At 70.9% G+C, this 13,028-nt stretch carries 11 protein-coding genes; all 11 read right to left on the reverse strand.

All coding sequences use genetic code 11. The features are described 5' to 3' along the window. Positions 1–18: 18 nt before the first annotated feature. The 11 genes from ACFVT2_RS03225 to ACFVT2_RS03275 all read right to left on the reverse strand — a co-directional run bounded on the left by ACFVT2_RS03225 (position 19) and on the right by ACFVT2_RS03275 (position 13,022). Entirely contained in the window at positions 19–1,401 is a 1,383-nt protein-coding gene (locus ACFVT2_RS03225) for an aspartate aminotransferase family protein (RefSeq protein ID WP_390011422.1), read from the reverse strand. Between the two features lie 94 nt (positions 1,402–1,495). Continuing rightward, positions 1,496–2,521 (reverse strand): adenosyl-hopene transferase HpnH, encoded by a 1,026-nt coding sequence (hpnH, locus tag ACFVT2_RS03230; RefSeq protein ID WP_390011424.1) that lies wholly within the window; start codon positions 2,519–2,521, stop codon positions 1,496–1,498. 5 nt (positions 2,522–2,526) lie between these two features. After that, the gene (locus ACFVT2_RS03235) at positions 2,527–3,183 is read right to left on the reverse strand and encodes a 1-hydroxy-2-methyl-2-butenyl 4-diphosphate reductase (protein ID WP_390011427.1); all 657 of its coding nucleotides are present in this window, start codon (positions 3,181–3,183) and stop codon (positions 2,527–2,529) included. Beyond that, positions 3,183–5,222 carry a squalene--hopene cyclase gene (gene shc / locus ACFVT2_RS03240; protein WP_390011430.1) on the reverse strand — a complete coding sequence of 680 codons (2,040 nt, stop codon included), beginning with the start codon at positions 5,220–5,222 and terminating at the stop codon, positions 3,183–3,185. The genes ACFVT2_RS03235 and shc overlap by 1 nt, the downstream gene beginning before the upstream one ends. Before the next feature lie 106 nt (positions 5,223–5,328). Then, entirely contained in the window at positions 5,329–6,438 is a 1,110-nt protein-coding gene (locus tag ACFVT2_RS03245) for a polyprenyl synthetase family protein (protein WP_390012213.1), read from the reverse strand. Positions 6,439–6,440: 2 nt separating this feature from the next. Next, on the reverse strand, positions 6,441–7,910 hold the full coding sequence (hpnE, locus tag ACFVT2_RS03250) for a hydroxysqualene dehydroxylase HpnE (protein WP_390011433.1): 1,470 nt from the start codon (positions 7,908–7,910) through the stop codon (positions 6,441–6,443). Between the two features lie 100 nt (positions 7,911–8,010). Further along, positions 8,011–8,937 (reverse strand): presqualene diphosphate synthase HpnD, encoded by a 927-nt coding sequence (gene hpnD / locus ACFVT2_RS03255; RefSeq protein ID WP_390012215.1) that lies wholly within the window; start codon positions 8,935–8,937, stop codon positions 8,011–8,013. Positions 8,938–8,963: 26 nt separating this feature from the next. Continuing rightward, a complete protein-coding gene (hpnC, locus tag ACFVT2_RS03260; protein ID WP_390011435.1) occupies positions 8,964–9,830 on the reverse strand; it encodes a squalene synthase HpnC in 867 nt (288 codons plus the stop codon). Between the two features lie 445 nt (positions 9,831–10,275). Continuing rightward, positions 10,276–11,067 (reverse strand): ABC transporter ATP-binding protein, encoded by a 792-nt coding sequence (locus ACFVT2_RS03265; RefSeq protein WP_390012218.1) that lies wholly within the window; start codon positions 11,065–11,067, stop codon positions 10,276–10,278. Positions 11,068–11,071: 4 nt separating this feature from the next. After that, positions 11,072–12,001 (reverse strand): ABC transporter permease, encoded by a 930-nt coding sequence (locus tag ACFVT2_RS03270; RefSeq protein ID WP_390011438.1) that lies wholly within the window; start codon positions 11,999–12,001, stop codon positions 11,072–11,074. A 76-nt stretch (positions 12,002–12,077) separates the two neighbouring features. After that, a complete protein-coding gene (locus tag ACFVT2_RS03275; RefSeq protein WP_390012219.1) occupies positions 12,078–13,022 on the reverse strand; it encodes a glycosyltransferase family 2 protein in 945 nt (314 codons plus the stop codon). Between the last annotated feature and the right edge of the window lie 6 nt (positions 13,023–13,028).

The raw sequence follows: 13,028 nt of genomic DNA on the forward strand, positions 1-13,028 counted from the left end.
GCATCTCCCCCTGCGCCGTCAGCGGTTGGCGACCGCCTGTTTGACCAGCGTCCGCCCGAAGTCCCACATCAGGCCGCCGCCGCTGTGGGCGTCGTCCATGACGGCCGTGAACGCCCCGACGAACCGGTCCACTTCCCGTTCACCGATGATCAACGGCGGAATCAGCTTGATGACCTCCAGGTGGTCGCCGGAGACCTGGGTCAGGATGCGGTGGCGCTGGAGCAGCGGCACCACGACCATCTGCGCGAACAACCCCTTGCGGGCGGCCTGCAACATCGTCCAACGGCTCCGCAGGCCAAGGGACTTGGGGCGGCCGAACTCGATGCCGATCATCAGGCCGCGGCCGCGCACCTCGTGCAGCAGCTCGTACCTGTCGGTCAGCGCGGCCAGTCGGGTGCGCAGCAGATCGCCGGTGTGCCGGGCGTTCGCGACGATCTCCTCGTCCTCCATCACCGCGAGCACCGCCAGCCCGGCCGCCATCGCCTGGGCGTTGGCCCCGAAGCTGGCGGAGTGCACCAGCACCCGGTCCATGGACGAGTAGACCTTCTTGAAGATCCAGTCCTTGCCCAGGGTGGCGCCGACCGGGATGTAGCCGCCGGAGAGCGCCTTGGCGACGCACACCAGGTCCGGTTCGACGCCCTCCTCGTGCTGGTAGGCGAAGAAGTCGCCGGTCCGGCCGAGGCCGGTCTGCACCTCGTCGGCGATCAGCAGCGCCTTGTGGCGGTGCAGCAACTCCTGTGCGGCGCGCAGGAATCCGGGCGGCGCTGCGGTGACGCCCTTGCCCTGGATGGGTTCGACGACGAAGCCCGCCACGTCGCCGCGCCCCAACTCCCGCTCCAACGCCGCCAGGTCGCCCATCTCGACGGCGGTGTCCGGCAGGAGTGGGGTGAAGCCGTCGCGGAAGCCGTCCTCGCCGTTGACGGAGAGCGAGCCGGTGGTCAGACCGTGGAAGGCATGGGTGCAGTAGAGGATGCGCGGCCGGCCGGTGGCGTAGCGGGCGAACTTCAGGGCGGTCTCGACGGCCTCGGTGCCGCTGTTGCCGAAGAAGACCCGGTCCAGGTGGGGCGCGTGGCCCAGCAGCTTCTCGGCGAGCAGTCCGGGCAGCGGCTGGCAGTCGAAGCGGGTCAGGTCGGCGAGTTGGGCGTCGAGTACGTCGTGCAGGGCCTGGCGGACGACCGGATGGTGCCGGCCCAGGCCCATCACGCCGAAACCGGCGAGCATGTCGAGGTAGTCCTGGCCGTCGGCGTCGTAGAAGTAGGCGCCCTCGGCCCGTTCGTAGACCTTGTCGAAGCCGATGGTGTGCAGCATCCGCGGCAGTTGGTGGTTGAGGTGGCGGCTGTGCAGTGCGTAGCGCTCGGCGCCGCGTTCGGCGAGCAGCTTGGTCAGGTCGAATCCGGTCACGAGGTGTTCTCCTTACGGGCGGCGGGCCCCGCCGCCCCGAGCCGGACCGGCGGCACCGGACCGCTCCGGTGCCGCCGGCTCTCCGCACGTCGTGTCAGCCGCGGTTCCCGGCGACGGTCTCCCTGGCGGCCCGGAGGGACTCCTTCAGGGAGCCCATGGTGGCCAGGACGGCGGTGGGCTCGTAGCCGCAGTGCGCCATGCAGTTGGCGCAGCGGGGGTCCTTGCCCCGGCCGTACTTCTCCCAGTCGGTCTTCTCGATCAGCTCCCGGTACGTCGGGACGTAGCCGTCGCTCATCAGGTAGCAGGGGCGTTGCCAACCGAACAGCGAGTAGTTGGGGATCGCCCAGGCCGTGCACGGGAAGTCGGCCTTGCCCTCCAGGAAGTCCAGGAAGAGCGGGCTGTGGTTGAGCCGCCAGCGCTGCCGGTTGCCGCCGGCGAACGCCTTCCGGAACAGCTCCCGGGTCTGCTCCACGCCGAGGAAGTGCTCCTGGTCGGGGGCCTTCTCGTAGGCGTAGGCGGGCGACAGCATCATCTCGTCGACCTGTAGGTCGTCGTTGAGGAAGTTGAGGACCTCGATGATGGTCTGCGGGGTGTCGGTGTTGAAGAAGGTGGAATTGGTGGTGACCCGGAAGCCGCGCCGCTTGGCCTCCTTGATGGCCGCCACCGCCTCGTCGAATACGCCTTCCTTCGCCACGGATTCGTCGTGGCGCTCCCGCATCCCGTCGATGTGCACCGCGAAGGCGAAATACGGCGAGGGCTTGAACTTGTCGATCTTCTTGCGCAGCAGCATCGCGTTGGTGCACAGGAAGACGTACTTCCGGCGGGCCACCAGTTGCCGGACGATCTCGTCCATCTGAGGGTGCATCAAAGGCTCACCGCCGGCGATAGAAACCATCGGGGCGCCGGATTCCAGCACCGCCCCCACCGCCTGGGCCACCGGCATCCGCTGCTTGAGGACTCCGGCCGGATGCTGGATCTTCCCGCATCCCTCGCATTTGAGATTGCAGGCGAAGAGCGGTTCCAGTTCGACAATCAGCGGGAATTTCTCCCGCTTGCGCAGCACTTTCTGTTCAAACAGATAGGTCCCGACCCGGATGGACTGACGGAGCGGCATTGCCATCTGGCTCACCTCCTGGGGAGCAGCAAAGAACGGTGCCATTCAAAGAAAACAGGGAAAACCGAGCGCAGCACACGGAAGGCAGATATTCCACCGCGTACCGTCCCGATACGCACGAGTTCGTGTTCCGGAGCGTCCACGACCACTCGGACGGCCGCAACCGCACGGCTGCCGCAGTGCACCGCGGTCCGGAGCGTCGCGGCGGACTCCATGTCCACCGCGAGCGCGCCCTCGGCGTGCAGTGCGGCCCGCTCCGCGCCCCGGACGACGTGGTCCGAGCCGCGCAGCAGTCCGGTGTGCACCCGCAGGCCGCGCTCCCGCAGGGACCGCACCAAGGGGCCGTTGTCGCGGCAAGGAACATCGGGGACGCCGGGCCGATGGTCCCGGGTGGCCTCGGCGACGATCACGTCCCCGGGGCGCATCCCCGGGGCCAGCCCGGCGCAGAAGCCGCTGGCCACCACGGGCGAACCCGCGGTGGCCGCCCCCTCACCCAGTGCGGCGGCCAGGGCCCGCTCCGCCGCCTGGGGCCCCATGCCGGTGCGGAGGGTGACCACGGGCGCCACCGCTGCCCCGTGGTCACCGCCCCGCAGCGCGAACCGTTCGATGCCGAGCGCACAGGCGACCAGCAGCGGCGGTTCCACGTCCGGCGGGAGCCGTCTCGGCATCAGTCCCCCACCGGCGCCCCGGCGATCCCGCCGGTGGCCGGTCCGCCGTGGACGTAGCGGCCGAGGGCGGTCAGCGGGAAGACCTGGCGGTAGAGGTGGTAGTTGATGGAGAAGTCCCCCGGGAAGCCGGTGCCGGTGAAGTACGGCTCGTCCCAGGAGCCGTCCGGCAATTGGGTCTCCACCAACCACCGCACCCCGCGGCGGACCGCTTCGCCGTCCCGCTCACCGGCCGCGAGCAGCGCCATCAGCGCCCAGGCGGTCTGCGAGGCGGTGGAGGCGCCGCGTCCGGCCCACCCTTGCGCGTCCTGGTAGGAGCGCTGGTCCTCACCCCAACCACCGTCGTCGTTCTGCACCCGCTCCAGCCAGCCGACGGCCCGTCGGACGGCGGGGTGCGAGGTGGGGATCCCGGCGGCGGTGAGCGCGGGCAGCACCGAGCCGGTGCCGTAGACGTAGTTGGTGCCCCAGCGTCCGAACCAGGCGCCGCTGGGCTCCTGTTCGGCCAGCAGCCAGGCGAGGCCGCGGCGGGTGCGCGGGTCGTGGACCCGGCCGACCTCGGCGAGCATCTCGACGACGTGCGCGGTGACATCGGCCGACGGCGGGTCGATGACCTCGCCGAAGTCGCAGAACGGCAGCCGGTTGGGGAACGGGCTGGTGTTGTCGGCGTCGAACGCGCCCCAGGCCCCGTTCTTCGACTGCATCCCGAGGTTCCAGCGCACCGCGCGGTCGAGCGCGGCCTCCACCCGCTGCGGGTCGGGGTGCCGGACCCGGCGCAGCGCCAGGACCACCTCGGCGGTGTCGTCGATATCCGGATAGTTGTCGTTGTGGAACTCGAACGCCCAACCACCGGAGGGGAGTTGGGGGCGGCGCACGGACCAGTCGCCGGGGCGGTCGATCTGCTCGCCGAGCATCCACTCGGCGGCCTGGACCAGCTGCGGGTGATCGGCGGGCACCCCGGCGTCGGCCAGGGCGATGGTCGCCAGGCAGGTGTCCCACACCGGCGACTGGCACGCCTCGATCATGCGGGCACCGTCCTCGCGCCAGACCGCGAACCGGTCCAGGGATTCCAGGCCGGCCCGCAGCACGGGGTGGTCGAGGTCGTAGCCGAGCAGGTGCAGGGCGATGACGGAGTAGACGGCGGGGGGCTGGATGCCGCCCCAGCAGCCGTCGTTCTCCTGCCGCTCGATGATCCAGCGGCCGGCCGAGCGCATCGCGGCGGCGCGCGGCCGGCGCAACGCGACCTTGTGGTAGAGGTGCAGCGCCTTGTCCAGGCGCTGGAAGAGGCCGTCCCAGCTCGCGGCGGGGGCGATCGGCCGCGGCGGGTTGGGGTTGCGGGGGTCGGTGTGCAGCTCGTCGAGGGCGAACGGCGCCGGGCGGACCGGGCGTTTGGCCGAGACGACGGTCAGCGGGACGATGGTCTGCCGGGCCCAACAGCCGAAGGCGTAGATGCTGAGCGGGAACCACTTCGGGAAGTAGATGAGTTCCGGGGGGAGTTCGGGCAGGTCGTCCCACTTCCACCAGCCGAAGAGGGCGAGCCAGATCCGGGTGAAGACGCGGGAGGCGGCGATGCCGCCCTGTTCGCGGATCCAGGCCGACGCGGTGGCCATGTGCGGGGCGTCCGGCGCGTCGCCGGCCAGCCGCAGCGCCACGTACGCCTCGATGGTGGTGGAGAGTTCACCGGGCCCGCCGTAGAAGGTGGCCCAGGTGCCGTCCGGGTGCTGCTCGCCGCGGATGTAGCGGGCGGCGGCCTCGGTGAGCTCGGGGTCCTGGATGCCCAGGAACTGACGGAGCAGCAGGTCCTCGGCGTCCATCGTGACGTTGGTTTCGAGGTCGCCCTTCCACCAGCCGGCGGGGTCCTGGACGGAGAGCAGGTAGTCGGTGGCGCGGGCGGTCGCTTCCCGCGCGGCGTCCGCCGTGACCTGGAGCACGGCGGTGGGCGGTCTGCCGGCCGGACCGGCCTGCGCGGTCTCGTCGGCGGCATCGGTGGCCGAGGAGCCCGGGGGCGGGAGCGCTCCGGTGCTGCCGTCGGTCGTCGCTGTCATGGCTTCCCCTTCTGCAGTGAACTGTCAATGCGTGCTCAGGGATTCCGTCGGCCGGCGCCCGGACGGCGCCGGCCGGCGACTGCGATCTAGTTCGTGTTGATGGTCATCATCTCTCTCGTACGACGACGAAGTCCGCGAGCGCGATGAGCTGCGCGCGGATGCGTTCGGGCATGTCGATCTCGTCCAGGGCGGCGATGGCGGTGGCGTGCTGGCGGCGGGCCTCCTGGGAGGTCCACTCGCGGCCGCCGGCCTCTTCGATCAACGCCGCGCGGGAGGCGAATTCTTCCTCGGTGAAGTCGGCGATCTCGGTCTCGCTCTTCTTGGCGTCGGCGGCCAGGATCTGAGCGAGCCGCTCGGAGGCGGGCCCACCGGCCGCGAGCGCGGCGACGACCGGCAGCGACTTCTTGCGCTGGCGCAGGTCGCTCCAGGTCTGCTTGCCGGTGGCCTCCGGGTCGCCCCAGATGCCCAGCACGTCGTCGACGGCCTGGAAGGCGAGGCCGAGGTGGTAGCCGTACTTCTCCAGGATGTCCGCGGTGCGGTCGTCGGCGCCGCCGAGGACCGCACCGATGGAGACCGCGCAGGCGAGCAGGGCGCCGGTCTTGTTGCCCTCCATCTCCAGGCACTCCTCGACGGTGACCCGCTCGCGGTGCTCGTAGGAGATGTCCTGGGCCTGACCGTCGATCAGTTTGCGGGTGGCCAGGGTCAGTCGGCGGGTGGCGCGGCCCGCTTCGACGGTGCCGAGCTCCAGCAGTATTTCGTTGGCCAGCGCGAACAGCGCGTCGCCGACCAGGATGGCCTGCGCGGGTCCGTGCACCTTCCAGACCGTGTCGCGATGCCGGCGCTGCTCGTCACCGTCCATCAGGTCGTCGTGCAGCAGCGAGAAGTTGTGCACCAACTCGACGGCGACCGCGCCGGGCACTCCGATCTCGGGGGCGGCGCCCGCGACCTCGGCGGACAGCAGGGCGAGTGCGGGGCGCACCGCCTTGCCGCTGTCACCGGCGCTGGGGTTGCCGGCCGCGTCGATCCACCCGAAGTGGTAGGCGGCGACGGTGTCCATGGGAGGGGCGAGCCTGGCCACGGCGGCACGCAGCACGGGAGTGGCGAGTGTCCGCCCGCGCTCCAGCAGCGCGGTGACGCTCGCGGTGTCGATAGCCGGGGAAGCCACGGTTTCTCCTCTGTTTCCGATGCTTGTGCTCGTGCGAGCGCCCGTACTCATGGTCATGCCGCCTCCTGAGGCAACCGGCCCTGGGGGACGCCGAGTTCGGTGAGTGCCTCACGGGCGGCGGCGGTGCCGCTGCGGACAGCGCTCTCCATGGTCGCGGGCCACCCGGTGGCGGTCCACGCACCGGCCAGGAACAGGCCGGGAACTTGGGTGCGGGCAGCCGGGCGGAGCCGACCGACGCCCGGTGCGGGCGCGAAGGTCGCGGTGCGCTCGCGGGTGACGAAGAAGTCGAGGACCCGGGCGCCCCGGGCGGCCGGGAGCAACCGTTCCAGCTCGGGGAGGTAGCGGGCACGGAGTTCGGCGACCGGCCGGTCGATCTCCTCCTGTGCGGCGGACTGCGAGAGGGCCAGGTACTGGCTGCGTGCGTGGCCGGTGGTACGGGCCAGTCCGGAGGCGTCGGTGCGGTCGAAGACCCACTGGACCGGCGAGCTGACCGCGGCGAAGAACGGGCGGCGCACCACCTTGCGGTCGTAGACGACGTGGACGTTGAGGATCGGTGCGGTGCCGATGTCCAACAGCCGGTCCCGGGCGGGCAACGCGCCGTCGGGCAACAGGGCGTGCGCCTCGCGCTGCGGTACGGCGAGGACGACGGTGTCCGCGGCGAGCGTCTCCCGACCGTGCGGGCCGTTCTCCACCGCGACCCGCCAGCCGGCGTCGTCGCGGGTGACCGCGGCGACCCGGGTGCGCAGCGCGGTCCGGACACCGGCCTTCTTCAGCGCGGCGGCGGCGTGGGTGTCGTGCAGGTCGCCGAGCGGTACCCGGGCCCAGCCGATGTCGGCGGCGCCGGGGGCGGAGAGCAGCCCGGTCTTGAAGACCTTGGCGGCCAGCCCCAGCGAGGCGTCGCCGGCAGTGGCGTTGAGGGTGGCGATACCGACCAGGTCCCACAGCGCTTCGACGGCGCGCGGGCTCTGTCCGTGGCGGCGCAGCCAGCTGCCGAAGTCGGTGGCGTCCAGCGCGGGGTCGGCCAGGTCCAGGCGTCCCAGGGCCAGGGTGGCGCGGACCACGCCGGCGCGTTCGGCGGGTGAGAGGTGCGGATAGAGCGCGAGGCTCTTGGCCAGGTGGAGCGGGACCGGCAGGCCGGCGCGGCGCAGCCGGCCGAGCCGCGGCCGGCCCCCGGCGTTCCCCGCATCGAGCACCGGGACGTCCATCCGGTCCTGGAGAGGAGCAAGGTGGCCCGCGCCGAGCCGCTCCAGGTGGCTGCCGTAGGCGGTGCAGCAGCGCAGGTAGACGTGCTGACCGTTGTCGACGGTCAGCGGGCCGGCGGCGGAGTCGCGGCGGAACGAGAAGACCAGACCACCGAGCCGCGGCCGGCCCTCGACCAACGTGACCCGTAGGCCGGCGTCGGCCAGGGCCAGCGCCGCGGTGGTGCCGGCGAGTCCGCCCCCTACGACCACCGCGGCCGCCCCTTCGGGACGGCCGGAGGGACGGGCGGAATCGCGCCCGGGCAGCGTGGCTCCCACTGTCATGTGCTCTTCCCCCTTACGCCTGTCATGGACGCCTCCGTCCGGCGAAGGGTTGCCCGCCGCACCGACGCCGGACCGTGGCCGGTGTACGCGGTCCGGCACCTCATCCACGCCTCCTGCTCACGGCCTGCCGGCGGCCGATCGCCCGCGCGTCGAGCCCGGAGAGCCCGCGCACCGCGACGAACGCCTTCTCCCGGCCGGGCAGCGAGACCCGGCCGCGGAGGACCGCCGCCGGGTCGTCGGCGATCCGCGACAGCAGACGGTGGTAGATACCGGCCATCGCCGCCACGCAGGCGCCGCTGCGCCGGTCGAGCATCGGCAGCAGCCGGAAACCCTCGGCGAACAGTGCGCGGGCCCGCCGAACCTCGAACTGCACCAGACCGGCGAAGTCGGCGCCGGGCGGCGGCACCGGGCTCTGGAACCCCGCCGAACAGCCGAACTTGGCGAGATCCTCGGCCGGGAGGTACGTCCGTCCGTTGCCCGCGTCCTCGCGAACATCCCTGAGGATATTGGTCAGTTGGAGCGCGAGCCCGAGCGTATCGGCGTATTCCGGGGCGCGTTCGGCGTCGAGTGCGCCCGGTACGGTGCCGAACACACCGAGTGAGATCCGGCCGATCGCCCCGGCGACGCAGCGGCAGTAGACCTTCAGCTCGTCCCAGGTCTCGTACGTCTCGCCGCGAACGTCCGCCAGCACCCCGTCGATCAGCTCGTCCAGCGCGCCGAGCGGAATGGGGAAGCGCCGGGCGGCGTCGGCGAGCGCGACGGCCACCGGGTCGGTGTCGTCCTCGGCGATCCGGCCGTCCTTGATACGGGTGAGCAGCGCGCGGGTGTCCTCCAGGCGCCGCCCCTTGGCTTCGGGGGCCAGCGCCCCGTCACCGATGTCGTCGACCCGGCGGGAGAAGGCGTAGAGCGCCGACATGGCCTGTCGCCTGTCGGCCGGCAGCAGCCTGATCCCGTAGGCGAAGTTGCGCGCCTGCTGCCCGGTGACCGTCTCGCAGTAGCGGTACGCAGCGAGCACCGGCGCGGACATCCGTGTGGTTGCCTCCACGGTCCGACTCACCCCTCTCGTCGCAAAGTCGCCCCGACCTCGCGCAGCAGGCTGAGCTTGGTCGGCTTGGGCGGTCCAGGGAGTACGTCGTGATCGGCGGCCGCGACCGCCTGGAGTGCGGCGCGCCCGCCGGCGACGAAGCCGGCCAACAGCAGCTTGAGCCGGCCGTGCACGCTCCCCACCAGCGGAGCGCCCTCGTCCAGCAGCTCACCGGCGCGCTCCGCCTCGAAGGCGATCAGCGCGCGCACCGAGGGGCCCCCGGTCGGCGCGGCCAGATCATCCTCGGTGACGCCGAAGCTCTTCATGTCCTCGGCGGGGAGGTAGACCCGGTCCCGGCCCAGGTCCTCGGCGACGTCCTGGATGTGCTCGACGAGCTGGAGGGCGGTGCAGATGGCGTCCGAGAGCCGGACGCGCTCGGGACTGGACGTGCCGGTGACGCCGAGGACGAGCCGGCCGACCGGGTTGGCGGACAGCTCGCAGTAGGCGGCGAGGTCACCGTAGGTGGCGTAACGGCTGATCCGCTGGTCCTGGCGGTTGGCCTCGATGAGGCCGAGGAAGGGCTCGGGAATGAGCGCGCAGCGGCGGACGGTCGGGCCGAGCCGGCGCATCAGCGGGTGCTTGGGGCCGGGGGCTCGGTCGCTGAAGACCCGGTGCAGGTCCGCTTCCAGGGCGTCGAGCAGTGCCGGACGGTCGTCGTACTGGACGCGGTCCAGGCCGAGGAGGACGGCGTCGCCACCGCCGGGCGCCAGATCGCCGTCGCCGATGTCGTCGACGAGGCGGGCGAAGCCGTAGAGGGCCATCAGGTCGGCGCGCCAGGCACGGGGCAGGAAGAACGGCGCGACCGGGAAATTCTCGTGCGCGGCTTGATCGAGCACGGTGCGCGTGTGGTCCCTCCCGCCACTCACCGCCACCCTCCGGAGGAAGGCGCGACGCGCCTGCTCGTCTCCTCGGCTCACCGGGGTCTACCCGGCGTGTTGTGGAGCCGGAGCGAACCAGTAGCCATTGCCGTCACGTCTCCCGTTCTACACCGCCAAGCTAAAACATCCCATTTCGGACACGCCGCACCTCGCGACGCGCTCCGATCGAGCCCCGTCGCTCGCCCGGGTGAATGCCCGACTTGCACCACTTGTGCTGTTCAGTACCCGTACAGCTTACGCCGTACAGCTAGACCGCGTCCGAGTGGGTGCTACAGCCTCGGGCAACGATCCGATCAACGTCGCGCGGAACCCAACTGTTCCCGCACTCCGCGAAGTTGACCTTTCCGTCACGATCGAAGGCCCCCGCGAACCGGATTCGCGGGGGCCTCCTGCGAAGGATGGGCTATTTGCCCGTCTCCTTCTCGTACGCCTTGATGACCTCGTCGGTCGGGCCGTCCATCAGCAGTTCGCCTCGCTCCAGCCACAACACCCGGTCACAGGTGTCCCGGATCGAGTTGTTGTTGTGGCTGACCAGGAAGACCGTACCCGCTTCCTTGCGCAGCTCGCGGATGCGGGCCTCGGAGCGCTTCTGGAAGGCCCGGTCGCCGGTGGCCAGCGCCTCGTCGATCAGCAGCACGTCGTGGTCCTTGGCCGCCGCGATGGAGAACCGCAGTCGGGCCGCCATACCGGACGAATAGGTGCGCATCGGGAGCGAGATGAAGTCGCCCTTCTCGTTGATGCCCGAGAAGTCGACGATCTCGTCGTAGCGGGAACGGACCTGCTCGCGGGACATGCCCATCGCCAGGCCGCCCAGGATGACGTTCTTCTCGCCGGTCAGGTCGTTCATCAGGGCCGCGTTCACGCCCAGCAGCGAAGGCTGACCGTGGGTGTAAACCTTGCCGCGCTCGGCGGGCAGCAGACCCGCCACGGCCTTGAGGAGCGTCGACTTGCCGGAGCCGTTCGAACCGATCAGACCGATCGATTCGCCCCGGTAGGCGGTGAAGGAGACACCCTTGACCGCGTGCACCTCGCGCGCGCCCGCCGACGGCCGGCGCCGGATGATGCGGTTGAGCGCCGCGGTCGCGCTGCCCTTGCCCGCGCCGGTGCCGTAGACCCGGTAAACGATGTGCAGGTCGTCTGCGATCACCGTCGGGATGTGCTCCTGCGCCGCCTCCGTCGGCTGGACGCCGTCCATCTGCTCAGCCACGTCCGTACCGCTCCTCAGCCTTCCAGAAGTACACAAAGCCCGCGACGCCCGCCAGCACAGCCCAGCCGAGCGCGAACAGCCACACGTGCGGCGGGAGCTGGTTCGCCTTGAAGCTGTCGATCAGCGCGAACCGGATCAGGTCGATGTAGACGGCGGCGGGGTTGCCATAGAGCAGCACCTCGACCCAGTGCGGGACGTGCTTGCCCTTCATGATCACGCTGATGCTGAACATCACGCCGGACGCGTACATCCACGTCCGCATGATGAAGGGCATCAGCTGCGCCAGGTCCGGCGTCTTGCTGCCGAGCCGGGCCATGATCATCGCCAGTCCGGTGTTGAACACGAACTGCAGCGCCAGCGCGGGGAGCACCAGCAGCCAGGACAAGGTGGGCAGCTGTCCGAAGGCCAGCAGGATCACCACCAGCACGCCCATGGAGAACAGCAGTTGCTGGAGCTGCATGAGGCAGAACGAGATCGGCAGGCAGGCCCGCGGGAAGTGCAGCGCACGCACCAGACCCAGGTTGCCGGAGATCGCCCGCGTACCGGCCATCACCGAGCTCTGGGTGAAGGTGAAGATGAAGACACCGGTCACCAGGAACGGGACGTAGTCCGGGACGCCCCGCTTCGTGCCGATCAGCATGCCGAAGATGAAGTAGTAGACGAGCGCGTTCAGCAGCGGCGTCGCCACCTGCCAGACCTGACCCAGCTTCGCCTGGCTGAACTGCGCGGTCAGCCTCGCGCTGGAGAAGGCGGAGATGAAGTGCCGCCGGTCCCACAGCTCGCGGACGTATTCCGCAAGGCCGGGGCGGGCCCCGCTCTGCGACAGCCCGTACTTCTCAGCCCGCTGGGCCGGCGTGAGTCCTTCGTCGGCGGATGGCGGGGCACTCATGGCGACCGCACTGTCGTGCGTGGTCTCGCTCACAGTTGACACTTTCGTCCTCAAGGTGCGCTGCCGGGGACGCCCCGGTTCGCGCCTGATGCTCTCAGATACGAGCTTGTCAGATGATGGGAGGGCGGCCCAGCCGGCTCAGTCGCCAAACGGTAGCCCACTTCATGGGACGCCTGGGACCGCACGGAGTGGCCCAGCCTTCCTTGAAGCCGCCCAACCAGGCCCGGAGCCCCGGCAGCGACGGCCGGCGGGCGAGGGTGAGCAGGAACCAGACACCGAGATAGACCGGGACCAGCGGGGCGGGGAGGTTGCGGCGGGCCAGCCAGACCCGGTTGCGGGCCACCATCCGGTGGTAGACCGCGTGCCGGGCCGGGGCCGTGGTGGGGTGGTGCAGGACCATGTCCGCCCGGTAGTCGACCAGCCAGCCGGCGTCCAGCGCCCGCCAGGCCAGGTCAGTCTCCTCATGGGCGTAGAAGAACTCGTCGGGCAGGCCGCCGACCTGGGCGAACACCGCCGTGCGGACCGCGTTGGCGCCACCGAGGAAGGTGGTCACCCGCGAGGAGCGCATCGGGTCGGAGGCGCGCAACCGCGGGACGTGCCGGCGCTGGGTCAGTCCGGTGTCCGGGTCGGCGATCCGGAAGCTGATGATGCCCAGCTCCCGGTCCGCGGCGAACGCTTCGCGGCACAGCTCGGCGGTGTCCGTCCTGGCCAGCAGCCCGTCGTCGTCGAGGAAGAGCAGGGCGTCCACGCGGTAGCCGTCGGCGTTGGCGGTGCTGCCTGTGCCTTCAGTGCTGCGGGTGCCGGCAGCGCCGCCGGTACTGGCGGTCTTGAACGCCTCGATGCCGACGTTGCGGCCGGCCGGGATGCCGACGTTCTCCGGCAGCTCGACCGTCCGCACGACCAGTCCGGGAACGGCCAGCTCGGGCAGCGGTGCGCCGTTGCCGACCACCACCACCTCGATCGGGTCGCCGTCCTGCCGGGCGACAGAGCCCAGCAGCGCGCGCAGCTCGTCGGGGCGGTTGCCCATGGTCAGGACAACCGCACCGAGTCGCATTCCGGA

Source organism: Streptomyces sp. NPDC058000 (genome assembly GCF_042886435.1).
Taxonomy (GTDB): Bacteria; Actinomycetota; Actinomycetes; order Streptomycetales; family Streptomycetaceae; genus Streptomyces.